The organism is Solibacillus sp. FSL H8-0523 (assembly GCF_038051985.1).
Taxonomy (GTDB): Bacteria; Bacillota; Bacilli; order Bacillales_A; family Planococcaceae; genus Solibacillus.
The window spans coordinates 1,262,200-1,288,977 of the sequence record NZ_CP150291.1; the positions used below are offsets into that span (position 1 = coordinate 1,262,200).

General features: G+C 40.8%; 27 protein-coding genes. 26 read left to right on the forward strand and 1 reads right to left on the reverse strand.

The genetic code is table 11. The annotated features are described in order from the left end of the window. Positions 1-28 precede the first annotated feature (28 nt). The 6 genes from NSQ62_RS06010 to NSQ62_RS06035 all read left to right on the forward strand — a co-directional run bounded on the left by NSQ62_RS06010 (position 29) and on the right by NSQ62_RS06035 (position 4,246). A complete protein-coding gene (locus tag NSQ62_RS06010) occupies positions 29-475 on the forward strand; it encodes a YpiF family protein (RefSeq protein ID WP_341323024.1) in 447 nt (148 codons plus the stop codon). A gap of 160 nt (positions 476-635) precedes the next feature. Continuing rightward, positions 636-1,139: a ubiquinol-cytochrome c reductase iron-sulfur subunit gene (locus tag NSQ62_RS06015; RefSeq protein WP_341323025.1), complete on the forward strand. Its 504-nt coding sequence runs from the start codon at positions 636-638 to the stop codon at positions 1,137-1,139. 22 nt (positions 1,140-1,161) lie between these two features. Continuing rightward, positions 1,162-1,836, forward strand: a complete 675-nt coding sequence (locus NSQ62_RS06020) for a cytochrome b6 (RefSeq protein WP_341323026.1) — start codon at positions 1,162-1,164, stop codon at positions 1,834-1,836. 40 nt (positions 1,837-1,876) lie between these two features. After that, entirely contained in the window at positions 1,877-2,668 is a 792-nt protein-coding gene (locus NSQ62_RS06025) for a c-type cytochrome (RefSeq protein WP_341323027.1), read from the forward strand. Between the two features lie 246 nt (positions 2,669-2,914). Beyond that, positions 2,915-3,514: a DUF1405 domain-containing protein gene (locus tag NSQ62_RS06030; RefSeq protein WP_341323028.1), complete on the forward strand. Its 600-nt coding sequence runs from the start codon at positions 2,915-2,917 to the stop codon at positions 3,512-3,514. 51 nt (positions 3,515-3,565) lie between these two features. Then, the gene (locus NSQ62_RS06035; RefSeq protein WP_341323029.1) at positions 3,566-4,246 is read left to right on the forward strand and encodes a zinc metallopeptidase; all 681 of its coding nucleotides are present in this window, start codon (positions 3,566-3,568) and stop codon (positions 4,244-4,246) included. Between the two features lie 258 nt (positions 4,247-4,504). Here NSQ62_RS06035 and NSQ62_RS06040 read toward each other — a convergent pair whose 3' ends face one another. Next, a complete protein-coding gene (locus tag NSQ62_RS06040) occupies positions 4,505-5,371 on the reverse strand; it encodes a YitT family protein (RefSeq protein WP_341323030.1) in 867 nt (288 codons plus the stop codon). 180 nt (positions 5,372-5,551) lie between these two features. On the opposite strand from NSQ62_RS06040, the gene dapB reads away from it, so the two are divergent. The 20 genes from dapB (at position 5,552) to NSQ62_RS06140 (ending at position 26,761) form a co-directional block, all read left to right on the forward strand. Next, the gene (gene dapB / locus NSQ62_RS06045) at positions 5,552-6,349 is read left to right on the forward strand and encodes a 4-hydroxy-tetrahydrodipicolinate reductase (protein ID WP_341323031.1); all 798 of its coding nucleotides are present in this window, start codon (positions 5,552-5,554) and stop codon (positions 6,347-6,349) included. 15 nt (positions 6,350-6,364) lie between these two features. After that, positions 6,365-6,769 carry a methylglyoxal synthase gene (gene mgsA, locus NSQ62_RS06050; protein WP_341323032.1) on the forward strand — a complete coding sequence of 135 codons (405 nt, stop codon included), beginning with the start codon at positions 6,365-6,367 and terminating at the stop codon, positions 6,767-6,769. A gap of 65 nt (positions 6,770-6,834) precedes the next feature. Next, positions 6,835-7,998 (forward strand): N-acetyl-alpha-D-glucosaminyl L-malate synthase BshA, encoded by a 1,164-nt coding sequence (gene bshA, locus NSQ62_RS06055; RefSeq protein ID WP_341323033.1) that lies wholly within the window; start codon positions 6,835-6,837, stop codon positions 7,996-7,998. Then, positions 7,967-9,133 (forward strand): CCA tRNA nucleotidyltransferase, encoded by a 1,167-nt coding sequence (locus NSQ62_RS06060; RefSeq protein WP_341323034.1) that lies wholly within the window; start codon positions 7,967-7,969, stop codon positions 9,131-9,133. Before bshA ends, NSQ62_RS06060 begins: the two co-directional genes overlap by 32 nt. Next, positions 9,111-10,094 (forward strand): biotin--[acetyl-CoA-carboxylase] ligase, encoded by a 984-nt coding sequence (locus NSQ62_RS06065; RefSeq protein ID WP_341323035.1) that lies wholly within the window; start codon positions 9,111-9,113, stop codon positions 10,092-10,094. Before NSQ62_RS06060 ends, NSQ62_RS06065 begins: the two co-directional genes overlap by 23 nt. Positions 10,095-10,491: 397 nt before the next feature. Continuing rightward, positions 10,492-11,328 (forward strand): 3-methyl-2-oxobutanoate hydroxymethyltransferase, encoded by an 837-nt coding sequence (panB, locus tag NSQ62_RS06070; protein ID WP_341323036.1) that lies wholly within the window; start codon positions 10,492-10,494, stop codon positions 11,326-11,328. Further along, positions 11,328-12,191: a pantoate--beta-alanine ligase gene (gene panC / locus NSQ62_RS06075; protein ID WP_341323037.1), complete on the forward strand. Its 864-nt coding sequence runs from the start codon at positions 11,328-11,330 to the stop codon at positions 12,189-12,191. Before panB ends, panC begins: the two co-directional genes overlap by 1 nt. Continuing rightward, entirely contained in the window at positions 12,184-12,567 is a 384-nt protein-coding gene (gene panD / locus NSQ62_RS06080) for an aspartate 1-decarboxylase (RefSeq protein ID WP_341323038.1), read from the forward strand. The genes panC and panD overlap by 8 nt, the downstream gene beginning before the upstream one ends. A 189-nt stretch (positions 12,568-12,756) precedes the next feature. Further along, entirely contained in the window at positions 12,757-13,329 is a 573-nt protein-coding gene (locus NSQ62_RS06085) for a 3D domain-containing protein (protein WP_341323039.1), read from the forward strand. A gap of 758 nt (positions 13,330-14,087) precedes the next feature. Next, the gene (ltrA, locus tag NSQ62_RS06090) at positions 14,088-15,350 is read left to right on the forward strand and encodes a group II intron reverse transcriptase/maturase (RefSeq protein ID WP_341323894.1); all 1,263 of its coding nucleotides are present in this window, start codon (positions 14,088-14,090) and stop codon (positions 15,348-15,350) included. Positions 15,351-15,593: 243 nt separating this feature from the next. Beyond that, positions 15,594-16,928, forward strand: a complete 1,335-nt coding sequence (lpdA, locus tag NSQ62_RS06095; RefSeq protein WP_341323040.1) for a dihydrolipoyl dehydrogenase — start codon at positions 15,594-15,596, stop codon at positions 16,926-16,928. A 130-nt stretch (positions 16,929-17,058) separates the two neighbouring features. Then, entirely contained in the window at positions 17,059-17,397 is a 339-nt protein-coding gene (locus NSQ62_RS06100; protein WP_341323041.1) for a transketolase, read from the forward strand. A 161-nt stretch (positions 17,398-17,558) separates the two neighbouring features. Beyond that, the gene (locus NSQ62_RS06105; protein ID WP_341323042.1) at positions 17,559-18,707 is read left to right on the forward strand and encodes a cation:proton antiporter; all 1,149 of its coding nucleotides are present in this window, start codon (positions 17,559-17,561) and stop codon (positions 18,705-18,707) included. Between the two features lie 287 nt (positions 18,708-18,994). Further along, positions 18,995-21,775, forward strand: a complete 2,781-nt coding sequence (dinG, locus tag NSQ62_RS06110; protein WP_341323043.1) for an ATP-dependent DNA helicase DinG — start codon at positions 18,995-18,997, stop codon at positions 21,773-21,775. Positions 21,776-21,875: 100 nt separating this feature from the next. Next, on the forward strand, positions 21,876-22,358 hold the full coding sequence (locus tag NSQ62_RS06115) for a DUF5590 domain-containing protein (RefSeq protein WP_341323044.1): 483 nt from the start codon (positions 21,876-21,878) through the stop codon (positions 22,356-22,358). Positions 22,359-22,371: 13 nt separating this feature from the next. Beyond that, complete coding sequence (locus tag NSQ62_RS06120; RefSeq protein ID WP_341323045.1) at positions 22,372-23,565, forward strand: pyridoxal phosphate-dependent aminotransferase; 1,194 nt, start codon at positions 22,372-22,374, stop codon at positions 23,563-23,565. A gap of 31 nt (positions 23,566-23,596) precedes the next feature. Then, the gene (gene asnS / locus NSQ62_RS06125; RefSeq protein WP_341323046.1) at positions 23,597-24,892 is read left to right on the forward strand and encodes an asparagine--tRNA ligase; all 1,296 of its coding nucleotides are present in this window, start codon (positions 23,597-23,599) and stop codon (positions 24,890-24,892) included. A gap of 117 nt (positions 24,893-25,009) precedes the next feature. Then, the gene (locus NSQ62_RS06130) at positions 25,010-25,744 is read left to right on the forward strand and encodes a DnaD domain-containing protein (RefSeq protein WP_341323047.1); all 735 of its coding nucleotides are present in this window, start codon (positions 25,010-25,012) and stop codon (positions 25,742-25,744) included. A gap of 16 nt (positions 25,745-25,760) precedes the next feature. Further along, the gene (gene nth / locus NSQ62_RS06135) at positions 25,761-26,420 is read left to right on the forward strand and encodes an endonuclease III (protein WP_341323048.1); all 660 of its coding nucleotides are present in this window, start codon (positions 25,761-25,763) and stop codon (positions 26,418-26,420) included. After that, the gene (locus tag NSQ62_RS06140) at positions 26,417-26,761 is read left to right on the forward strand and encodes a YpoC family protein (RefSeq protein WP_341323049.1); all 345 of its coding nucleotides are present in this window, start codon (positions 26,417-26,419) and stop codon (positions 26,759-26,761) included. Before nth ends, NSQ62_RS06140 begins: the two co-directional genes overlap by 4 nt. The last annotated feature ends 17 nt before the right edge of the window (positions 26,762-26,778 follow it).

The window sequence follows — 26,778 nt, forward strand, 5'->3', positions numbered from 1 at the left end:
TGAGGATAGGCTTCTAGGAGGAAATAAAATGATTTATAAAGTAAGTGATGTTGAGCAATTTCAAGCACAAAAAGAATTTATTGATACAGCGATAGTGCCATTAGTACAATTAGATTTTTCTGAGCTTGGCATGAAGCAAACAGGCTCTGCGTCTGAATATTTAATGTCATTGACAACATTTGTTGAACAACAATTTCGTGGCCGTTTAATGCTTTTACCACCATTTTCATATACAAAATTAACGAAATCTTCGGAATTAGCTATTACCATTGAAAAAGAATTGAAAGAAGCGGGGTTCAAATCGGTATTATTTATGACATGTGATTCGGAATGGACAGAGCTAAAAGAGCAATTGAATATTATATGGTTGCCAGCAATTCCTTTAGAATCTATGGACAAGACCGTGAAACAGCGTATTTTAGAAGATCAGCTGAAGCAAGTGATTCCCGTATTAACTTCTGTATGGGTTAATTAACCAATAGTACTTTCATCAAATGTTCACAATATACACAATTGGAAATGAATGCTATATTGACCAACTTATTCACATGATATATCATAGATATGTCCTAGTTATTTACTATTTTTAAAAGTATGTCCGTTGGACTGACCTTTTAGTAAGAGGGGGGAAAAGGATGAGTAAGAATCGAGTTACAAGACGTCAATTTTTAACCTACTCAATTACTGGAGTAGGTGGATTCATGGCTGCGGGTATGTTAATGCCTATGGTTCGTTTCGCAGTTGACCCAATTCTTCAAACGAAAGAAGAAGGGGATTTTGTATTAACGGCACAAAAAGTAGCAGAAATCACGGATGCACCAGTTAAAGTTGACTTCTCGTATGAGCAAACTGATGGTTGGTATAAATCAGAGGTTTCAGATGCAGCTTGGGTTTACAAAGAAGGCGACCAAATTATCGCGATATCACCTGTATGTAAACACTTAGGTTGTACGGTAAACTGGGCTGGTGACTCAGCACACCCAGATCAGTTCTTCTGTGCATGTCACGCAGGTCGTTATGAAAAAACTGGTAAAAACGTAAAAGGTACACCGCCACTTGGACCACTTGATCAATATGAAGTGGATGAAAAAGACGGCTTCTTAATGCTTGGGAAAAAAATCGCAAACACACACAGTTAATTAAGTTAGGGGGAAGACATAAGTGCTAAACAAAATTTATGATTGGGTCGATGAACGTTTAGATATTACTCCTATTTGGCGTGATATTGCCGACCATGAAGTACCAGAGCACGTTAACCCTGCCCATCACTTCTCAGCATTCGTATACTGTTTTGGCGGATTAACATTCTTCATTACAGTTATTCAAATTCTATCAGGTATGTTCTTAACGATGTATTACGTACCAGACGTAGAAAATGCTTGGAAATCAGTTTATTACTTACAAAACGAAGTAGCGTTCGGTGAAATCGTTCGTGGTATGCATCACTGGGGAGCTTCACTTGTTATCGTCATGATGTTCTTACATACACTTCGTGTGTTCTTCACAGGTTCATTCAAGAAACCTCGTGAATTAAACTGGTTAGTTGGTGTAGGTATCTTTGCAGTTATGTTAGGTTTAGGTTTCACAGGTTATTTATTACCTTGGGACATGAAAGCGTTATTCGCAACTAAAGTAGGTATCGAAATCGCAGCCTCAGTTCCGTTTTTAGGTGAAACAATTAAGATTTTACTTGCTGGAGATTCAACAATTCTTGGTGCGCAAACGTTAACACGTTTCTTTGCAATTCATGTATTCTTCTTACCAGCAGTATTATTCGCTTTATTGGCAGTTCACTTTATCATGATCCGCCGACAAGGTATTTCAGGTCCTCTATGATCTGAATTGATTTGTATGATTTACTAAAGGAGGGGACAATATGCAACGCGGAAAAGGTATGAAGTTCGTAGGCGATTCACGTGTAAAAGCGACTAATCGTATGCCGAACGTGCCCAAAGATTATTCCGAGTATCCTGGGAAAACAGAAGCTTTCTGGCCTGACTTCTTATTAAAAGAATGGATGGTTGGTGCGGTTTTCTTAATTGGTTATTTATTATTAACTGTCGCTCACCCTTCACCACTTGAAGGTCCGGCAGATCCAACTAACGCATCTTATATTCCGTTACCAGACTGGTATTTCTTATCAATGTACCAATTATTAAAATACACATATGCTTCTGGTCCGTATAACGTAATCGGAGCTATGGTTATTCCTGGTATCGCATTTGGTGCATTAGCATTAGCACCATTCTTAGACACAACGCCTGAGCGTCGTCCATCAAAACGCCCATTGCCAACAGCATTTATGTTATTAGCAGTAGCTGCACTTATTTATACAACTTGGGAATCTGTTGAAGCTACTAACTGGGAAGCGGTTGATGCACAAGGTGAAATCACTGCCAAGCATTTAGGTTTATTACCAGATGTAGAAGTGGATGAAACGTCTGAAGGTTATGAGATTTATCAAGCACAAGCATCATGTATCGGATGTCACGGTGGCGACTTAGCTGGTGTGTCTGGTCCAATGCTATTAGGCAATGAATTAACTGCTGAAGAAGTAGCAGAAGTAATCGCAAATGGCCGTGGTGGTATGCCACCTGGTACATTTACAGGTACTCCTGAAGAGTTACAAACTTTAGCAGACTTCATCGCTGGCTTAAAAGAACAATAATTTCACTTAAAAAAGAGGGTCCATTGTGACTCTCTTTTTTTCAATATTTCAATTTAATTCAGTGGGGTTTAACGAACACTCGAAAAAAGTCTGGACGCAATTTCGCCGAGGCGTAATTGATCATGGTTAGAATACTTGCGTAACAATGCTTTCGGTATATAATTAAAGACGTAAGTAAACTTACGAAGTTGCACAAAATACATAAAAATGAAAATGATTTTCATTACAAAATTCAAAGGAGATTATATGAAAGCATATGTACTGCAAGCCTGGTATTTCATGAACCATCGTGCCTTTTTAACACTGTTATTAGTGATCAATGTATTGGGTACGGTTTATGGATACTATTGGTATAAAGGGCAACTGTCCATTACGGAACCGATATTTTATATTTTCGTTCCGGATTCACCGACTGCAAGTTTGTTTTTCTGTTTTGCGATAGTTGCCTGGTTAATTGGACGAAACTTCAAGCTTATGGAGGCACTTGCACTTATTACGCTTATTAAATATGGGTTATGGGCCGTAGCGATGAATTTATTAACGTTTGTGGAAACGGGGGATTTAAGTCCTGTCGGCTGGATGCTGGTTGCGTCACATTTTTTAATGGCGGTACAAGCCGTACTTTACTTGCCGAATTACCGTTTCACAAAGTGGCACGTGCTAGTTGCGGCGATTTGGACGTTGCATAATGACGTTATTGACTATTTATTTGGGCAAATGCCGATTTATCAGGTCATTAATAATTATCCGAGTCACATAGGTTACTTTACGTTTTGGTTATCAATCGCCTGTATTATGCTGGCTTATTTAGAAAGTACGAAGCGTGAATATTTGCAACAGCGCTAGAAAGCCTTTAAAATTAAGGAGAATTGTAAGATATAGAAAGGAAGTTCGAAAATGGGGATTATTGTATACTTTATCATCATTATGCTGTTACCGTTATACGCGCAAATGAAAGTAAAAAGCACGTATAAAAAGTTTTCTAAAGTACCAGCTGAAAAAGGGATGACAGGTGCTCAAGTAGCACGTTACATTTTAGACCAGCATGGTTTAACAGATGTACGTGTTGTACCAACACAAGGTTTTTTAGCAGACCACTACAATCCGGCAACGAAAACAGTAGCGTTATCAGAAGATAATTACTACAACTCGTCAATTGCAGGGACATCTGTAGCGGCGCATGAGGTTGGCCACGCGATTCAACACGCTGAAGCTTACTCATTCTTAACGTTACGTGCTAAATTAGTGCCAGTAGCTAACTTCTCGTCGAATGCATCATGGATTTTCGTGTTAATAGGTATTTTTGCATCTTCTTCAGGTTTCTTGTTATTAGGGATTGTGTTGCTTCTTGCGGGTGTTATCTTCCAAGTAGTAACATTACCAGTCGAGTTTGATGCCTCAAAGCGTGCCATGAATGAAGTGGTTGCATTAGGTATTATTAATAATGGTGAAGAACGTTCAGCGAAAAAAGTATTAAATGCAGCGGCAATGACATATGTAGCGGCAGCAGCAGTTGCTATTCTAGAGTTATTACGTTTAATTTTAATCTATACTGGTATGACAAGTTCAGACGATTAATACAATAAAAGGAGTTCGGCGATGATGCCGAGCTCCTTTTTGAGCTAAGAAGGTATAAATTTTAACACCCTAACACTGGCTAGGCATTCGCGCCAGCCCCTCGGTCATTTCGGTCCCGCCGTCGAAAGTGATAAAACGTTCACTTTCTAGTCGGGCCCTCCAATGCCTGAGGCTCACACGACGTGAGTCATTTCGGTCATGCCACATGGATGTGGCGCTTTGACCGATCGGGGCTAAAAGGGCGCGAATGCGCTTTTATTAATGAATCGGTTGTTTTTTATCGTCTAATGTAAAGCCTTCACCGGCTACGTCTCGCACGTCCATGATCGAAACAAAGGCATGTGGATCAACTCGGTGAATGATAGATTTCAAACGGACAAGCTCATTGCGCGACACGACACAGTATAAGACATCACGGTGCTCTTTTGTAAAGTGACCATGGCCATCAAATACCGTCACGCCGCGTTCCATATTTTTTGAAATTAAATCGGCAATTTCATCCGATTTTAATGAAATGATAAATGCCCCTTTTGCTGTGTATGCGCCTTCTTGTACTAAGTCAATCACACGTCCACCGACATAAACTGCAACTAATGTATACATCATCGAACGGGCATCTAAGAATGTTGCCCAAGAGATGAGAATCACGAAAAAGTCAAAGCCAAACATCGTTTTCCCAATGCTCCAGCCTAAATATTTGTTCGCTAAGCGCGCTAAAATATCGACCCCACCAGTTGTCCCACCAAAGCGGAAGACAATCCCTAGACCGACGCCGACAAATACCCCAGCAAATAACGAGACGAGCAGTAAGTCGTCTTGTAAATTCATGTTGACTTCATACTTTTGGAAGATTTTCAAGAAAACCGATACGCTAACTGTCCCAATGATTGTATAAATAAATGTGCGTTTACCAAGTAGTTTCCATCCTAAGATGAACATTGGAATATTTAATAGCAAATTCATTAATGCTGGGTCCCAATTTAGTGTAAAATATAAAATAAGTGTAATACCACTAAAGCCGCCTTCGCCAAGCTGGTTTTGCATATTAAAATGTACAAAGCCAAAGCTAAAGAGAGCAGTTCCGATGAGGATCCCGATAATGTTTTGTATTTTAATGCCCTTCATTGTTATCCTCCTAATACGAATGTACGAAATTTTGTGTTCAAGTAGTAAAAAGCTACATTTGTTATTATGTTAGATTTTTGCACGTTTTACAACATCCATTGCATAATAATAACAAGGACAGATTTTTCGGGTTTCGTTAGCGTATAAAATAACTTGTATTAGAAAAAAGGAGTTTTTGTAATGACGATTAAAGTAGCAATTGCCGGTGCACGTGGCAAAATGGGAACAGAGGCAGTACATACTGTAATGAAGCATGAAGCGATGGAATTAGTCGCCGTATTAGATTACAAAGAAGTTGGGGAGACATTAGCTGATTTAGAGCAATTTCCAGCGTCTTATGAAGTGCCTGTTTATACAGATTTAGATAAATTAGTTGCCGATACAAAGCCTGATGTGTTCGTAGATTTAACGAATCCACATCTAGTTTATGAGCGTACAAAAGCGGCCCTTTTACATAATGTTCGTCCAGTTGTCGGTACAACAGGCTTTACAGACGAGCAGTTACAAGAATTAACGGATTTAGCGAAGGACAAAAAGATGGGCTGCATCATTGCGCCGAATTTTGCGATTGGTGCTATTTTAATGATGAAATTTGCAAAAGAAGCGGCAAAATATTTCCCGGATGTAGAAATTATCGAAATGCATCATGACCAAAAGCTTGACGCCCCATCAGGAACTGGTATTAAAACCGCACAAATGATTAGTGAAGTGCGAAAAGCAAAACAGCAAGGGCATCCAGATGAACAAGAAACACATGCAGGCGCGCGCGGTGCAGATTACGAAGGCATGCGTATCCATTCAGTACGTCTTCCTGGTTTAGTTGCGCACCAACAAGTATTATTTGGAGGAACAGGTGAATTATTAACGATTCGACATGATTCCTTAAATCGTGGGAGTTTCATGGGCGGAATCGCGTATTGCGTTGAAGAAGTGATGAAACGTAATTCGTTAATTTACGGCTTAGAGAATATTATTTAGAAACGAGATGATCTTATGAAGATTGCATTAATTGCGCATGATCGTAAAAAAGACAATTTAATTCAGTTTGCCATTGCCTACCGTGATATTTTAGCGGAGCATGATTTATATGCAACCGGTACGACCGGAACAATGATAGAAGCAGAAACCAAATTACCGATTACCAAATTCCGTTCAGGTCCACTTGGGGGAGATCAGCAAATTGGTGCGATGATTGCCAATAATGATATGGATATGGTGTTTTTCTTCCGTGATCCATTAACAGCGCAGCCGCACGAGCCAGATGTAATGGCGTTAGTCCGTTTATGTGACTTGTATCATATCCCACTGGCGACAAATATGGGTACAGCAGAAATCATTTTAAAAGGGTTGCAAGAGGGCTTTGTCGACTGGCGCATCTTAGAAGAACGTAGACAATAACGAATAAGTCGATTATGCCTTGGTATAATTGAATTCAGCTTATTTTTGAAAGGATGGAGAGACGAATGAAAAAATTAAAAATTGGGATTACATGTTACCCAACAGTTGGAGGCTCTGGCGTTATCGCAACAGAGCTTGGAAAAATGTTAGCCGAGCGAGGGCATGAAATTCATTTCATTACATCGAGCGTGCCATTTCGACTAAATAAAATTTATCCAAACGTCTTTTTCCACGAAGTAGAAGTGAATAATTATTCGGTATTTCAATATCCGCCTTATGATATTGCACTAGCAAGCAAAATGGCGGACGTTATTAAAGAAGAGCAATTAGATATTTTACATGTGCATTATGCCATTCCACACGCAGTATGTGCCGTTTTAGCACGTGATATGAGTGGACAAGACGTCGGTATTGTTACAACGTTACACGGGACAGATATTTCCGTATTAGGGGAAGATTCGACGCTATCACAGGCCATTAAATACGGGATTGACCGCTCTGATGCAGTAACGGCTGTTTCAGAAGCACTGAAGCAACAAACGTATGACCTAATCGATACAAAGGCTCCGATTGATACACTGTATAACTTCGTCGATGAGAATGTCTTTAAGCCGGTAGATCCAGGTGATTTAAAGCAGCAATTTGGAATAAAGGACGAAGAAAAAGTAATCATCCACATCTCGAACTTCCGTAAAATTAAAAATTTACCGGATATCGTTGAATCGTTTATGAAAATTCGTGAAAAAATGCCGGCTAAACTATTACTAGTCGGAGATGGACCTGAAAAGCATCGTGTAATGGAGCAAGTAAAGGCTTCTCCGTATAAAAAAGATGTGTTGTTTTTAGGTAAGCAGGAAAACATTACAGAGCTATTCGCGATTAGTGATTTAAAGCTACTGTTATCGGAAAAAGAATCATTTGGGCTTGTCTTACTCGAAGCGATGGCTTGTGCGGTGCCGGGTATTGGGACAAATATTGGTGGTATTCCTGAAGTGATTGAACATGGAAAAAACGGATATATCGTCGAGCTTGGTGATACGCAGGCCGTAGCAGATTATGCGGTACAGTTATTACAAGATGAAGAAAAACTAGCTTCGTTTAGTGAAGCTGCATTATATGCGGTATCGGAGCATTTCCATGAACACAAAATTATTAAGCAATATGAAGATATATATGAAAGAGTGGTAGCAAAGAAAAATGATTCCAAAGCATTGGCAGGGCGCGATTGACGTAATAAAAAGCATTGAAAACGCCGGTTTTGAAGCATTTATCGTTGGTGGCGCGGTCCGTGATTACTATTTAAACAAAAAAAATCATGATGTCGACATTGCCACAAGTGCACTCCCAGAAGAAATTCAGGCGATTTTTCCGCAGACGATTGACGTCGGTATTGAACATGGTACCGTACTCGTCATGCACAAAGGTGAGCCGATTGAAGTGACGACATATCGTACGGAATCGACGTATTCAGACCACCGAAGACCAGATGCCGTTCATTTCGTCCGCAATTTAGCAGAAGATTTAAAGCGTCGTGATTTTACAATGAATGCGATGGCGTTAAGTCAAACGGGTGAATATATTGACCTGTATGAAGGACGCAAGCATATTGATGAACAGTTGATTTGCGCGGTTGGCATTGCAGCGGAACGCTTTGGCGAGGATGCGCTCAGAATGCTGCGTGCTGTTCGTTTTGCAGCCCAGCTGAATTTTACAATTGAGGCTGAGACCTTTGCAGCAATCGGGCAGCAAGCCACTTCGATTGAGCTTATTGCAATGGAACGCATTCAAGTAGAGCTTTCAAAAATATTTACAGCAAGCCACGTAGCACAAGGGATTCATTATCTAGAAACCTCGGGGCTTGCTGCGTATTTACCAGGACAGTTTGATGCAACGGCTTGGCATAATTTTAATTCAGATAACCGCCAAGTAGGATGGGCGTATTTTTGTTTAGTAAATGAGGATGCGACCTTATTAACAAACTATCGTTGCTCGAATAAGGATAAGCAGTTTACAAAGCTGGTATTAGAGGCATATGACTGTCTGATCCGTGGTGTGAAGCGAATCGATTTACTGCGCTTTGACCTGGACGTTCTTCAAACAGCGTATCAGTTTATGAAGCTGCGCAAACAAGAAGTAACAATTACTTGGCAAGAGGTACAGCAGCGAAAACAAGCTTTACCGATTCAATCGGCAAAGGAGCTTGCGATTACTGGACAAGATGTCATGATGTGGTCAGCAAAAAAACGCGGTCCATGGATAAAAGAAACGCTTGAAGCCGCGGTATCTGCCGTTGTAAATGGTGAAGTAACAAATGATAAACAACAATTAAAGGACTGGTTTCATGCAACGATCGATGAAGGATGAGATTTTACATCGTTTTTTAAATGCACAGGGTGAACCAATTTCGGGTCAGCAGTTAGCTGATGATTTCCAAGTGTCGCGCACTGCAATTTGGAAGCATTTGCAAAGCTTACAGCAGGAGGGCTATACATTTGAAACGCTTAAAAAGCGTGGCTATAAACTCCTTGCTGTACCAGACCGCGTAGATTTTGGTCAGTTAAAGCAGCTATTAACAACGAAGCGCTATGGCCAGCAGGTGCATTACTTTGAACGTGTGGAATCCACGCAGCTTGTGGCACATGACTTAGTACGTCAAGGTGTACCAGATGGCACGCTTGTCATTGCTGAGCATCAAACCGCAGGGCGTGGCCGTATGCAGCGTGAATGGGAATCGTCTGAGGGCAAAGGGATTTGGATGACGCTTATTATTCGTCCTGAAATTGCGCCACATCAAGCACCACAATTTACACTTGTAACGGCTGTTGCTGTTGTCAATGCAATGAAAGTAAGTTTTCAAAACTTCACACCACAAATTAAGTGGCCGAATGATATTTTAGTAAATGGGAAAAAAACGACGGGCATTTTAACGGAAATGATTGCCGAAGAAAATCGTATTCAAGCTTTACTGATTGGTATTGGCATTAATGTCAATCAAGAGCAAGCCGATTTCCCAGATGCTCTGCAAACGATTGCAACTTCCGTGGCAATTGAAGAAGGCCAGCAAGTCGACCGTGTGCAATTAGTGGCAAAGGTGCTCGATTTTTTAGAGCATTACGGCGACCATTATGTCAAACACGGTTTCCCGCTTATTAAAAAGCTATGGGAAGAATCTTCCTGCACGATTGGCAGTCAAGTACGCGCGACAACGCTACGTGAAGTCGTAGAAGGTGAAGCGATTGCGATTACGGATTCAGGTGTCCTTGAAATTCGCCAGGCTAATGGGGAGATAAAAGGCGTTTATTCAGCGGATATCGAGATTTTATAGCCTTTTGATACTCCCCGCGGAAAGCATCCGCCGTAGCGTAGCAGAACCGTCAACTTATGATGATTAACATTAAAATAATATTCTGTACGTTTTCTTCTAAAATTGTTATAGTAGCTCTAGGACAGTATCTACTTGCTTAGAACTGTACCTAGTAAGAAATGATTACACTACTATAAAAAAATCTGCCTTGATCTAACTAGACAGGGACGGAAGAAAACAAGCGTTAATAAGCAAGGCTAATAGGCGACTAGGAACCTTGATAAAGCACTATTTTGATTTTTCGAAAAGTGTTTTTTGACGCACAAAAACCTAATTGTAATTTTACAATGGGGCTCTTCTGTCTAATTTTAGACAGGAGAGCTCTTTTTTGTTTTCTTCCTCAAATAAGGAGGACAGAATGAAAACGACAGCTCAGTTTTTAACAATGAAAGAGCAGCAAGAAAAAATCGTTATGGTCACGGCGTATGATTACCCTGGCGCGAAATTTAGTGAAGAGGCCGGGGTCGATATGATCTTAGTTGGGGATTCACTTGGCATGGTCGTACTTGGCTATGACTCAACAATGCGCGTGACGGTCGATGATATGATTCACCATAGTAAAGCGGTTCGTCGCGGTGCCCCAGATACGTTCATCGTAGTCGATATGCCGTTTGGGTCGTATCACGGGGATGTCAATGACACATTAAAAACAGCGGTACGCATGATGCAAGAAACGAATGCCAATGCGGTAAAAGTCGAAGGCGCTGGCGATATCGTACCGGTCATTAAAAAGTTAACCGATGCTGGTATTCCTGTTGTAGCGCATCTTGGTTTACTGCCACAATCCGCAGGTGTTTTAGGTGGCTATAAGGTGCAAGGAAAAACGGCGGAGCAAGCAGCAAAATTAATTGAAGATGCACGCGCGGTAGAACAGGCGGGTGCATGTGCGGTTGTACTCGAGTGTATTCCACATCAATTAACAGCGGTTGTTTCAGAAAAGCTAGTGATCCCAACAATCGGTATTGGTGCGGGCGTTGAAGCAGATGGTCAAGTGCTTGTCTTCCATGATTTACTGCAATACGGCAAACATCATATCCCAAAATTTGTGCACGGCTTTGCACAAGTTGGCAATGAAATCGAGCGTGGGTTAAAAGGCTATACAGCTTCAGTAAAAGCAGAAACATTCCCAACACTTGCGCATAGCTTTACGATGAAAGAGGAGCAATTAAACGAGCTGTATGGAGGCATAAAATAATGAATGTACTCACAACAATTGCACAGCTTCGCCAAGTTGTGTTAGATACTAAAAATCAACATCAAACAATCGGCTTAGTGCCAACAATGGGCTATTTACACGAGGGGCATTTAACATTAGCACAACATGCCAAACGTGAAAATGATGTCGCCATCATGAGTATTTTCGTCAATCCAACACAGTTTGGACCAAACGAAGATTTCGAATCGTATCCACGCGACTTAGCACGTGATACGAAGCTAGCGGCATCAGTGGGTGTTGACTATATTTTTGCGCCAGCAGTTGAAGAGATGTATCCACAAGACGGTGGGATTCGCATTCGCGCCGGACGCCAAGCAGAGCTACTATGCGGGGCAAGTCGTCCCGGTCATTTCGACGGAGTACTGCAAGTCGTTGCCAAATTATTTAATTTAGTTCAGCCAGATCGTGCCTACTTTGGACAAAAGGACGCGCAGCAAGTCGCGATTATTCAAACGATGGTACGCGATTACAATTTCCCGATTGAGCTACGCGTAGTTCCAGTCGTGCGTGAAGAGGACGGATTAGCAAAATCAAGCCGCAATGTGTATTTAAATGAAACAGAGCGCACACAAGCACCGGCCATTCAGCAAGCATTACAACTAGCAAAATGCGAGCTTCAAGAAACACAAGATGTAAAAAAAGCGCTCGCACTTGCAACAAAACTAATTGAAGACAATACGGATGGAAATATTGATTATTTGTCGATTTTATCGTATCCAGATCTTAACGAAGTAACAGTAGATACAGAACAAATTGTTTTAGCCGCAGCTGTTTATCTAGGTAAAACAAGATTAATTGATAACGTGATTTTTTCATTAAAAGGAGAAATGGCACATGTTTAGAATGATGATGAATAGTAAAATTCACCGCGCACAAGTCACACAAGCAGACTTAAATTATGTCGGTTCGATTACGATTGACCAAGATATTTTAGATGCGGTGGGTATGCTAGCAAATGAAAAGGTGCATATCGTGAATAATAATAATGGTGCCCGCTTTGAAACATATATTATCGCAGGCGAGCGCGGATCGGGTGTTATTTGTGTGAATGGTGCAGCAGCTCGTTTAGTGCAAAAAGGCGACATTGTCATCATTATCTCCTATGTGTACGTTGATCATAAAGAAGCTGCGAATCATAAGCCAACTGTAGCAATTATGGGCGAACACAATACAATTAAAGAAATGATCAGCTACGAACCAGAAGCAACGGTGATGTAGATTAATAAAAAGGCGTTACGTGGATAAATTTCTGCGTAGCGTCTTTTATGTTACAAAATATTATTAGTTACATAATTTTGTAATCTTTATATTATATCCCTGTAATATACTTGAAATATTGTTTTAGTAAGATGAGTGTAGGTTGCAAATACCGAATATTTTAAGTTGAAGTAGGAGGAACAAGCTAGAATGTTTAAAAACAAACTATTTTTAAGCTTAGTACTAGTGTTAATGGGCTCTATCTTCTATGTAAATGTAACAAATGCAGCTACTCATACAGTTAAGACTGATGAAGAATTAGATGAAATCGCCGATCGCTATGATACAACAGTAGATATACTTTTAAAATTAAATGGTTTAACAGAAATGGAAGAAGCCGTTACCGGTTTTGTTTTACAGTTACCTGACCAAATTCAAAACAAACCTGCTGTTAAAGAGGAAAAGATAGAAATGTTAGAGGATTATGAAGTTGTCAAAACAATGACTGTTGAAGCAAGTGCCTTTACCGCGAATTGCAAAGGGTGCTCGGGTAAAACAGCTTACGGTATTGATTTACGTAAAAATCCGAACATCAAATTAATTGCTGTAGATCCAAAAATAATTCCGCTTGGCACGAAAGTTTGGGTGAAGGGCTACGGAATTGCTATTGCTGGTGATACAGGCGGGTCGATTAAAGGTGGCAAAATTGATTTATTTATGAAAACAAAAAAGCAAGCGTATAGCTGGGGTCGTAAAAAAGTAGAAATAAAAATTTTAAAATAAGTAAAACGCAACAGTCACTGTAAAATGTGATTGTTGTGTTTTTTTGTGAAAAAAAATACAATCCAACAATTTGGCTCATCGGTAGCGGTAGTCAATCAAGAAGTAGGTAATTTAGATGCCATGTCAGATACGTTACAAAAACAAGTAAAACATTTTTATCCGTTTAAGAGTCGTTCTGAAGTATTTTTCAGAACGACTCTTTTCTTGTGCGCCCGGCATGCGCATGAACTATAGGGTGCAAGTCCCGAACCCCGAAGACAGAAGTAGAGGTTAGCCAAAAGCAAGGGTGTCCGTGGCGACGCGGAATCTGAAGGAAGCTGGCGGCAAAACACCGGTCCGAGGAACACGAATCTCATAGAAGGCTAGGTATGATTGGATGAATCTGCAAGACAAGATAAAGTCCCTTCTGTCGAAGGTCATATCAAGTAAATGAGGCGGATAGATGGTGTGAAAGTGCATGCGCTTACCCGGGGAGGTCTGACAGTAATGTGAAGTACCCTTCATAACCTACTTGGTGACAAGTAGCTGAACTGTCAGAAGTCAGCAGAGGTCATAGTACAAGTAAGTCTAGAATTACTTGGAAGGACTGAACAATTAGGAGAGAATAGCCCTTGGCTTTCCAATTAGGATGAACGAACACAGAAAACAGTAGAAACCTCACGCTTAGAAAGTAGTGGTGAATTCCACGAGGGTATTTGCGGAGGGTGTAGTCCAGTTGGGTAAAAGAAGAACAGCTATTCACGGAAAGGAACGAAATGGTGATGTTGAATCAAATTTTGGAGCGACAAAACATGATACAAGCATTAAAGCGAGTAGAAGCGAATAAAGGAAGCCACGGAGTAGACATGATGCCCGTACAAACCGTACGACAGCACATCCTCGAAAATTGGCATACGATTAAATCGCAGATTTTAGATGGTACCTATGAACCGCAGCCAGTCCGTCGTGTCGAAATCCCGAAACCAGATGGCGGTGTGCGCTTATTAGGAATACCAACCGTGACAGACCGTTTGATTCAACAAGCCATCTCGCAGATTTTATCAAAAGAATATGACCCAACATTTTCAGACCACAGTTATGGCTTTCGTCCAAATCGAAGCGCTCATGATGCGGTCAGAAAAGCGAAAGGCTATTTAAAAGAGGGCTATCGATGGGTGATTGATATGGATTTGGAGAAATTCTTTGATAAGGTCAACCATGACCGTCTAATGGCAACATTAGCAAAACGAATTTCAGATAAACCATTATTAATACTGATTCGTAAATACCTCCAAGCGGGTGTCATGATAAATGGAGTAGTTTCAAGTACAGAAGAAGGGACACCTCAAGGTGGTCCTTTAAGTCCTTTACTTTCTAATATCGTCTTAGACGAACTCGATAAAGAATTAGAGAAACGTGGACATAAATTCGTTCGATACGCAGATGACTGTAATATTTATGTGAAAACAGAGCGTGCAGGAATACGGGTAATGGCAAGTGTACAGCGATTTATCGAAGGAAAACTTCGCCTGAAAGTAAATGAAAAGAAATCAGCGGTAGACCGTCCGTGGAACCGTAAATTCCTAGGCTTCAGTTTTACACATCATAAAGAACCGAAAGTTCGCATTGCGAAATCAAGCCTCATACGAATGAAGAAGAAAATACGAGAAATTACCTCAAGAAAGATGCCTTATTCCATCGAATACAGAATCGAAAAGTTGAATCAATATCTGATAGGTTGGTGTGGCTACTTCGCTCTAGCGGATACGTACTCCATATTTAAAGCATTAGATGGCTGGATTAAACGAAGATTACGTATGTGTTTGTGGAAGAATTGGAAGAACCCCCGAACAAGAGTCAGAAATCTCATTCGTCTAAAAGTACCTTACGGGAAAGCATACGAGTGGGGAAATACCCGAAAAGGGTACTGGCGCATTTCAAATAGCCCCATATTACACAGAACCCTCGGCAATTCCTATTGGGAAAGCCAAGGGCTGAAAAGTCTGCAAGTTCGTTACGAAACTTTGCGTTATTCATCTTAATTGAACCGCCGTATACGGATCCGTACGTACGGTGGTGTGAGAGGTCGGGAGTTAATCACTCCCTCCTACTCGATTTTATGGACTCCTCGTAATAGTTTACTAATAGGGGGTGTTGGGGAATTCTAATTCTGTTAGGATCTTTTTGTATAAATTCAGCTTATTTGTAAAGATTGATACGTAAAAAGGTCAAGTTCAGTTGCATTCCAAATTTTGTGATGTTAATGTGAAAAACGAGGTGAAAAAATGGAAAATTTTGATTTAGCAGTAATTGGTGCTGGCCCGGGTGGCTATGTTGCGGCGATTCATGCAGCAAAAAGTGGCTTAAAAGTAGCACTGATAGAACGCGATAAAGTAGGTGGTGCATGCTATAACGTGGGCTGTATCCCATCAAAAATTATGTTAGAGCATAGTAAGCTCGTACAGGAAATTCGCCGCGGGACGGACTGGGGCGTAACGGTACCAACGATCAATATTGATTTCCCCAAATTAATGCAACGCAAAGATAACGTCGTACAAGAGCTAATAACAAATATTGAAACATTTATTGAAAACGCACAAATTACGATGTTCCGTGGTGACGCAACGGTAACGGCTGAGCGAAAAGTGATCATTGAAAATGAGGCTTTTACAGCAACGAATGTTATTTTAGCAACAGGTAGCCGTCCGTTTGTTCCCCCGTTTAAAGGGATTGAATCAGCAAATTATCATACAACGGATACTTTCTTTGGCATTCAAGAGCTTCCAAAACAGCTGACAATTATCGGCGGCGGGGTTATCGCAATTGAAATGGCCTTTGCCTTAGCGCCAATGGGTACGCAGGTAACGGTATTAAACCATAGCAAGGATATTTTGCAAACAGAAGAGCCGGATGCACGTCCAATTATTAAAGATAAGATGAAGGCACTGGGCATTGAATTAATCACAGAATTTACATTCGAAGAAATTCATGCACAGTATATTCAAACGTCAATTGGTAATTTTCCTTATGAAAACTTATTATTCGCCACAGGACGTCGCCCGAATACACAAATTGCCGAAGCGCTTGAAATGGACATGGATGGTCGCTTAATTAAAGTGAACAATCACTACGAAACAAGCATTCCGGGTATTTTTGCGATTGGTGATTTAGTCGGTGGCTTCCAATTAGCTCACTCAGCAAGTGCAGAGGGTGTGCATGCGGTGGATTACATTTTAGGAAAGCATCCAAAGGTCATTAATCAGCAGGAAATTCCACGCTGTGTGTATACGCATCCGGAAATTGCAACGTTCGGTATGCTTGAGCATGAAGCACCGGCCGATTCGATTGTGACGAAAATGTATTTACCGACAAATCCAAAGGCGTTGCTTGAAGGCAATACGCAAGGCTTTATGAAGTTTGTCGCAAGTCCTGAAGGCGATATTTATGGTGCCTGTGTGGTTGGTGACGGCGCAACAGAAATGATTAATTCCATGCTTGCAGCTAAAGTACTAGGCGGCTCGGTAAAAGATTTAGCGCGAATGATTTTCCCGCATCCAACAGTCAGTGAGCATGTTGGCGATGCGGCACGTTCTGTATTTGGTAAAGCCATTCACGCATAAGGGTTAGAAAATGTGTTCAAGTTAATAGAGCACATTTTTTTGTGCAAAAAGTTGAGGGGATTGCATATTTCTTTAAAACCGATTATTTGTTGCTATACTGTAAGTTACAAATAGCTACATGAGGTGACTTATGGAACAAGAAATGTTGGAATTTGTTGAAAAAGAAGTGGAGCAAACACTCTTTACTTGTATCGATTTTAATATAGAAGAAGATTATATTGGGATGGGGCAAGCGTTTGCGAAAATCTTAGCATTGTTGCAAAAGCAAAATTTAATCAGTTCCACATTGAAGGTGAGCGCGGATCCAATCGATTGCTTACCAGAAACACGTATTTTACTTGAAAGCTTACAAGAGGCACAGCGTCGACATAGCTCACGCCGAAAGCTATTAACACATCGTAAAGTTCTAAATGTATGGCTGCGTAAAAATGCGCATTTTCAGCGTGAAGTTTTACCAGGTTTCTTTTAATGAAAGAAAAGAATTTTCAGATAATGAAAGAAAATCATTGCAAGTTACGACTTAGTTCGTTAAAATAAGTATATTCATATACAAACGCAAGGCATGGTGGAGTCAGTCAATTTCTGGCACCGCCATGCCTTTTTGTATGGTTTACAAAAGGGGGGTTTTGCGTGTTTATTTTCCAAATTGTTATTGTATTAATAGCAACAAAACTAGCGGGACATTTGTCTGTTCGACTAGGGCAACCGTCCGTACTTGGGAAAATTTTAATCGGGATTATTATTGGTCCTGCGATGCTTGGTTGGGTTACGGATAGCGACGTCATGCAAGCATTCAGTCAAATCGGTGTAATCTTACTGATGTTTTTAGCGGGGTTAGAAACGGATTTAGAAGAGTTAAATGCGAATATGAAAGGGGCCATCTTTGTTGCCATCGGTGGTGTTATTTTACCGATTGCGATGAGTTATCCACTTGCACTAGCATTCGGTTTATCTCAAGGGCAAGCCATTTTCGTCGGGTTAACGCTTGCTGCGACATCGGTTAGTATTTCGGTGCAAACGTTAAATGAAATTGGATGGTTAAAAAGTAAAGAGGGCTCTGTTTTACTAGGGGCTGCTGTATTAGATGACATTATCGTCGTTGTAATGCTGGCTATTGCGATGAGCTTCCTAATTGGCGATGATGTATCGATTCCGGCATTAATCGGGGGGAAAGTATTCTTCTTCGTCTTACTATTTGTAGTAGCGAAATATGTCATTCCGCCATTCTTAAAAATGTTTAGCCGTTTAAAAGTAACAGAGGCACTGCTTAGTGGTGCGCTAGTGGCATGTTTTGCGATGGCTTATGTCGGTGAACATTATTTCGGGATTGCAACAATTATCGGGGCGTTCTTTATGGGGATTGCGATTGGACGTACAGAGTTTAAAGAAACGGTTGAACATAAAGTTGAGCCACTTGCGAGTAGCTTATTCGTACCGTTCTTCTTTGTAAGTATTGGATTATCAGTTACGTTTGATGGCATTACGGAAAATATTTGGTTCTTAGTCATCTTCTCAATCGTTGCGATTTTCTCTAAACTAATTGGTTCTGGTTTAGGTGCAAAGCTTGCTGGCTTCAACTGGCGATCATCAGCCGGTATCGGTTCAGGGATGGTATCTCGTGGTGAGGTAGCATTAATTTTAGCGGCGATGGGTCTTTCAAGTGGATTACTTCCAGCAGAAGACTACACACCAATGGTTATCGTAATTATTGTTACAACATTAGTGACACCGCCAATGTTAAAAGGTATTTTCGGTGAACGTGATCATTATCACTCTTAAAAAATAGTACTTGAAATTAGGCGGGGAATCAGGTATTCTAATAAATAGGTGCCAAAAACCTCAGTGAAGATTTAGTCTTCACAAACAAAAGACTCCATCCAACAGCACGGATTCGCTGGGAGACTTTTGAATGTGCAGGGAGATGAGCCCCTGCACACCCTTACATAATAATCATTAACCTAGTGCTTGCATTCATGCGGTACTAGGTTTTTTTTCGTTTACATGACCTTTTCTACGTAGTTATGATAAAATGCCGTTATATTACTTGAACTGTGAGTTGAAAAATTATGAATGAAAGTCAAAAATATGCCATTGTCGATATCGAGACGACCGGGCATTCACCGGCAAATGGCGATCGCATGATTCAAATCGCGATTGTCATCATGCAAGATTGGCAAGTCGTGAAAACCTATACGAAATTTATTCATCCAGGAAAAAAGATTCCTTTATTTATTCAAGATTTAACGAATATTACTGATGACGATGTAAAAGACGCCCTGCCATTTGAAGCGTATGCAGATTATATTTATGAGCTGTTGCAAGATACGGTATTTGTCGCGCATAATACCGATTTTGACTTGGCATTTTTACAAGCAGAATTTACACGTGCGGGATTATCGAAATGGCACGGCAAAAAAATGGACACGGTGGAACTCGCGAAAATTTTATTCCCCATGTCATTGAGCTATAAGCTAGGTGATTTAGCGAGTGATTTAAAGATTCCACTTGAAAGTGCGCACCGTGCGGATGATGATGCACTTGCGACGGCCTATTTACTGAAAAGTTGCTGGGAAGAGCTTTTAACATTACCGCTTGTCACACTGGAGCAATTGCATAAACGTTCATTTCGCTTGCGTTCGAATTTAGCCCAACTCTTTTTTGATGCACTTGTGTTGAAGCGCTCAAAAATATCAATTGACATCGACCATGTATTTTTCAATAAATTAGCGATTCGCAAAATGGCGCCAACTCCTAAAAATGGTGATGAGATAGTGCCGTACCCACAAACAACGGACGATAAGCTGTTATTATTACAAAAGGCAATCCCGAATTTTGAGGTACGTCCACAGCAATTTAAGATGATGGACAGCATTTATGAAAAGCTAAATGCCAAAGAGGAACATGTCATTGAAGCGTCAACAGGCATCGGTAAAACGCTTGGTTATTTAGTGCCGGCGATTTTCTATGCGAAACAAACCAATCAAAAAATTGGGATTAGTACGTATACGTCACACTTACTGGACCAGCTGCTACAAAATGAAATTCCGGTTTTAGAGCAAATGCTCGGCCAACGGATTAAAGTTGCGTTACTTAAAGGGATGAATCACTATGTCGATTTGGAAAAGTTTGAAAAACAGCTAAAATCACTCGACGAATCCTATGATGAAACCTTTACAATACTACAAACGCTGATTTGGGTTGCGAAAACGGAAACAGGTGATTTAAACGAGCTTAATGTGTCCGGTGGGGGTCAATTATTACTTGATAAAATTCGTAAAACCGCGCTACCAAAAACGACAATGCCCTTGTATGATTTTTATTCACGTGCTATTCAAAATAGCAGACAGGCGGACATTGTTGTGACAAATCATGCGATGCTACTAAGTGATTTAGTGCGCCATGAGCAAATTTTCAACTCGTTTGGTGGTTTTATCATTGATGAAGCACATCAATTTATTCAAGCGGCTATTAATCAGGACGAAAAAATCTTCTCTTATACGAACTGGAAGTATTTATTTGGCCAAATTGGCAATTATGAAGACGAGGGACTCTACTATAAATTATGTAAAGTGGCTTATAAAAAGCATATAACAAACCAGCAAACGCTGAAGCAAGTAGAAAAGCGATTTAAACAGATGGTGCAAGGTTTTGATGAAGCAATCGCACTCCTTTATAACGATGTGAAAAAGCATCCGAAAAATGCGATGAAGCAGCAGAAAATGTCATTGTTTTTAACGGAATTAGCATTGCCACAAGAGGCTTTTGAAAAAGTCGCGTCACTGGTTCAGCAGTGGCTCGATGCAGCGAAATCACTCCATGCGCAGTTTTTACATGACGTCAATGAACTAGCGCCGGAACATCACTATTTACTAGAGCAATGGCAGTACTGGATGGACGAATTTACAATTAAATTATCAGAGTGGGATGATGTGTTCTTGCGTCATGAGGATCATTATTCGTGCTGGCTAGAGCTAGATAAACGGAGCTTACCAGGCAGTATTCAACTGTTTAAAAAGCCTGTTGATGTGACCGAAATGATTGGGAAATTATTCGCGCCAATTCGTGAAAAAAATGCGGTTATTTGGACATCGGGAACGTTAACGGTTCCAAATAATGAACGCTTTATTACGAACCAATTAGGGATAGACGCGTCTATAGCTATTGAAAAATTACAAGCGGATCCAAGCTATTATGCTGGAGCACAAGTATATATTGTCGAGGATATGCCAGATATTCAAACGGTTTCACAGTCGGATTATATTGAAGAGGTGGCAAATGCGATTACCCATGCCGTTCGTATGACTGAGGGACGCTCTTTTGTGTTGTTTACATCACAAGAAATGCTGCGTCAAACGGTGGATTTAATTAATGAAAGTGAATTGTTAAGCGAGTATATGCTGTTTGCACAAGGTGTGACAGGCGGTAGCCGTATGCGCCTATTAAAGTCCTTCCAGAAGTTTAACCATTCTGTGTTATTTGGGACGAATAGTTTCTGGGAAGGTGTGGATGTACCTGGCGACGGGCTAGCAACGGTTATTGTTGTGCGCTTACCGTTTTCCGCACCAGAAGAGCCATCGTTTAAGGCACGTTCGGAGCATTTACAAAAACAAGGCATGAACGCATTTGCGGAACTTGCCTTACCTGAAGCGGTACTGAGATTTAAACAAGGCTTTGGTCGCTTAATTCGCTCGAGCCAAGATCGGGGAGCATTTATTGTGCTCGATCGCCGGATTGAAACAAAATCGTATGGTGAGCAGTTTATCGAGTCATTACCGCCAATATCAATACAAAAACTGCCACTTCACAGTATGGTACAACAGCTTGGAAATTGGTATAATGAAAGATGATGAGGAAGGAAAGCAGGGCGACAATTATGAAACAAAACCATCTACAATGTACAGAACGTTTTTCTGTACGACAAAATCAATTGAAATGTAAGGTGCAGTCATGAAAAACTGGATTATCTTTTCGGTTGTCTTTATTTTATCTTTGTCACTTGTGATTACCGTGTTAGTAGTGTGGAAAGCAAATGCACCGTTTTCTGACATCGAGCAAAAAGCGGAGGCATTTGCTCTTGATACGAAGGCACTTGCTGTCGTTGAGGATTCTTACGTATATAACGGCAATAAGCCGTATGTAACGGTCTTTGGCGTAGATGAATACGGTAAAGAAAAAGCAATTTTTGTCCCGATGAGTTTAGATGAGAATTCAATGCAGGAAGTATTTTTAGCAGAGGGCATTACAAAAGAAGATGCATTAGAGCGCTTCCGTAATGAAACTGCTGTAAAAGAAATTCTTCATACAAAATTAGGCTTTGAGCAAGCCGGTGCCGTATGGGAAATTACGTACATTTCGACATCGGGTAGCTTGAATTATGTCTACTTAATGCATGAGGACGGACAATGGTGGAAACGCATATTGAATTTGTAGAGGAGAAATGACCATGAAACAATTGTTAGCAAACCGTGTAAAAACATTAACACCATCAACAACTTTAGCGATTACAGCTAAAGCGAAAGAGCTGAAAGAGCAAGGGATTGATGTGATCGGTCTTGGAGCTGGCGAACCAGACTTCAACACACCAGAAAACATTTTAAATGCCGCTAAAAAGTCAATGGATGCAGGTCTTACAAAGTATACGCCAGCAGGTGGTTTACCGGTATTAAAGAAAGCAATCATTGATAAGTTGGCGCGCGACAACAACCTTACATATCAAGCAAATGAAATTTTAGTTGGTGTTGGTGCAAAGCATGTACTGTATACATTGTTCCAAGTGATTTTAGATGAGGGCGATGAAGTAATCATCCCAATTCCATACTGGGTGTCTTACCCAGAGCAAGTGAAGTTAGCGGGCGGTGTACCAGTTCATGTAGAAGGTACAGCAGAGCAAGGCTACAAAATTACAGCTGCTCAGTTACGTGATGCGGTTACAGAGAAAACGAAAGCGGTTATTATTAACTCGCCTTCAAATCCATCTGGTATGATTTACTCAAAAGAAGAGTTAGCTGAATTAGCAGCAGTAGCAGAAGAAAAAGATATTTTAATCGTTTCAGATGAAATTTATGAAAAGCTTGTTTACAATGGAGTAGAACATTATTCAATTGCACAGCTTTCAGAAGAAGTTAAAGCGCGTACAATCGTTGTCAACGGTGTTGCAAAATCGCATTCAATGACAGGCTGGCGTATTGGTTACGCTGCTGGCGACAAAACAATCATCAATGCAATGACGGACTTAGCGTCTCACTCTACATCAAATGCAACAACGACAGCTCAACATGCAACAGTAGAAGCTTATAATGGCTCTCAAGAGGCAGTTGAAATGATGCGTCAAGCGTTTGAATCTCGTTTAGAGGCAATTTTCCCGAAATTAGCAGCGATTCCTGGTTTCAAAGTATTAAAGCCACAAGGGGCATTCTACTTATTACCGGACGTTTCAGAAGCGGCAGCAAAAACAGGTTACGCATCTGTAGATGATTTTGCAAGTGCATTATTAACAGAAGCAAACGTAGCAGTAATCCCAGGCTCAGGCTTTGGTGCACCTACCACAATGCGTTTATCGTATGCAACATCATTAGAATTATTAGAAGAAGCAGTAAATCGTATCGAAAACTTTGTGAAATCAAAGTGGCAAGATTAATTTAGCTGCGGCTTAAGTTTTGGAGGATCTTATGAAAAAAATTATGATTAAAGATATGCCTCAGCATATCGGTGAAACAGTCAAAATCGGTGCTTGGTTAGCAAACAAACGTGCTAGCGGTAAAATGGCATTCTTACAATTACGTGATGGCTCAGGCTTCGCGCAAGGCGTTGTTGTAAAAGAAGAAGTAGGCGAAGAACTATTTGCAGTAGCTAAAGGGATGACGCAAGAAACGTCAATGTACATTATTGGTGAAGTAAAAGTAGATGAGCGTAATTCATTCGGTGCCGAGTTAAACGTAACAGGTATCGAAGTAATTCACGCGGCAACAGACTTCCCAATCACACCAAAAGAACACGGTACAGAGTTCTTAATGGACAACCGTCATCTTTGGTTACGTTCTCGTAAACAACACGCAGTTATGAAAGTGCGTAACGAAATTATTCGTGCAACTTACGAATTCTTTAACGAAAACGGCTTCACAAAAATGGATCCACCAATTTTAACGGGTTCAGCGCCAGAAGGTACTTCAGAGCTATTCGCAACTAAATACTTTGATGAAGATGCTTACCTATCTCAATCAGGTCAGCTATACATGGAAGCTGCTGCAATGGCACAAGGCCGTGTATTCTCATTCGGTCCTACATTCCGTGCAGAAAAATCAAAAACACGTCGTCACTTAATCGAGTTTTGGATGATCGAGCCAGAAATGGCATTCGTAGAGTTTGAAGAAAACTTAGAAGTGCAAGAGCAATACGTGTCGCATTTAGTGCAATCTGTATTGAAAAACTGTAAATTAGATTTAGAGCGTTTAGGACGCGATACGTCTAAATTAGAGCAAATTCAAGCACCATTCCCACGTATTTCTTACGATGATGCGATCAAGTTCTTACACGAACAAGGTTTTGATGATATTCAGTGGGGCGATGACTTCGGTGCACCACACGAAACAGCAATTGCTAATCACTACGACAAGCCTGTATTCATTACATGCTACCCAGTAGGCATCAAGCCATTCTACATGCAACCACACCCAGAGCGTGATGATGTTGTATTATGTGCGGACTTAATCGCACCAGAAGGCTACGGCGAAATTATCGGTGGTTCTGAGCGTATTCATGATTATGATTTATTAAAATCACGTTTAGAAGAACACGGTCTTTCAATGGACGCTTATGCTTGGTACTTAGAATTACGTAAACAAGGTTCAGTACCTCACTCAGGCTTCGGTCTTGGTTTAGAACGTACAGTGGCTTGGATTTCAGGGACGGAACATATCCGTGAAACGATTCCATTCCCACGTTTATTAAACCGTCTGTATCCATAAGACGAACAGCGTATTCGCGCTCGTCAAAACATTGCTAAAATAAATGAAATAATACACGAAGCGTCCGGCCAATCCCCGGGCGCTTTGTCGTTACGATAGACTAGGGGGATTCAGTGTATGAACAATCAATTTAATCGAATCCGCGTTTGGACAGAGCAAAAACAAATTACCGTACCACAGCTATTTTTTAAGCATTACACGGAAATGAATATTCAAGATGATGAAGCATTAATCGTGCTCCATTTAATTGCGTTCGCGCAAGAAGGTGTGGATTTCCCAACGCCGAATGATTTAGTCGCACGGACAAATTTTCAATTGGTGGCAATTAGTCAAAACTTGCAGCGTTTAATGCAAAAAGGCTATGTTGAAATTTCGCAAAGTACAGATGATTCAGGCCGTATTGTTGAGAAATATTCACTTTCTCCGTTGTGGGAACGTCTACTTGATTTGCTGCAATCAAAGGAAATGCAAAGCCAAGTGAAAACGCAAAAAATCGATGAGGCGAGAATTTTCCAATTGTTTGAGCAGGAATTAGGACGCCTCCTTTCGCCAATTGAAATTGAAACGATTGGCATGTGGATGGACATTGATCATCACTCACCGGAAGTGATTAAAGCGGCACTAAAAGAGGCGGTTCTTGCGAGTAAGGTAAGTCTGCGTTATGTGGACCGTATTTTAATTGAGTGGAAAAAGAAAAATATTAAAACATTGGCACAAATTGAGCAGCATAGTGAGCAGTATCGTAAGCACACGATGCAGCCACCTGTGCAACGTCAGCAACACAATCCGCCACAACAAGCACCACAAACAAAAAAAGCGCCATTCTACAACTGGTTAGAAGAACGCGAATAAGAGGGGAGAAGCGCGCATGTTAACAAAAGCGAAATGGCTTGAATTTTTAGATACAATGGACGACATGTATCCAGATGCACACTGTGAGTTAGTACACGACAATCCGTTTGAATTAACGATTGCGACACTTCTTTCAGCACAGTGTACGGATGTACTGGTAAACAAAGTAACGAAGGATTTATTCCAAAAATATAAAACACCGCACGATTATTTAGCTGTGCCACTAGAAGAGCTACAAAATGATATTCGTTCCATTGGGTTATACCGCAACAAGGCGAAGAACATTCAGCTGTTATGTATGCGTGTGTTAACGGAGTATGATGGCCAGATTCCAGCATCACGTGAGGAACTCGTTACATTACCTGGTGTTGGACGAAAGACGGCGAACGTAGTGCTATCGGTCGCATTTGATGTACCTGCGATGGCCGTGGATACACATGTAGAACGCGTAACAAAGCGTTTAGGGCTATGTCGCTGGAAAGATAATGTGCTTGAAGTGGAAGAAACAATCATGAAGAAAACGCCGATTGAGCGCTGGAGTCGTGCGCATCATCAAATTATTTTCTTTGGGCGTTATCATTGTAAAGCGCAAAACCCAGGCTGCGGGAAATGTCCGTTACTTTCTGATTGCCGAGAAGGTCAAAAGCGTTTGAAAAAAGGTTTGGTGAACGTATGATTTTAGTGAAAAAAGAGATGATTTCAAAAGAACGTGTGGATGCGTGGTTTCTTGAGTGGGAACGTTTACGTGAGGAAATCCACGCTGCACACGAGCTTCGCGACGGTTCTGCGTTAGCGGTTATGTTAGAAGGGATTACGCATTTTGAACAACTGTTAATCGACAGCGCGGAAACCGAACAAGCATTTTCTACCGCGGCAGAGTATGAGTTGATGCCAATTAACGGTATGGAGCGTTTAGGGTTTATTAAAATGCGTCCCGCGCAATATGCGTGCTATCGTCAGTTAGATGAGCTATATAAGGAAACGAAGAAGCGTTGTGCGCGACTACGTTTGAAATAACAAAAGGCTAAGCAGGA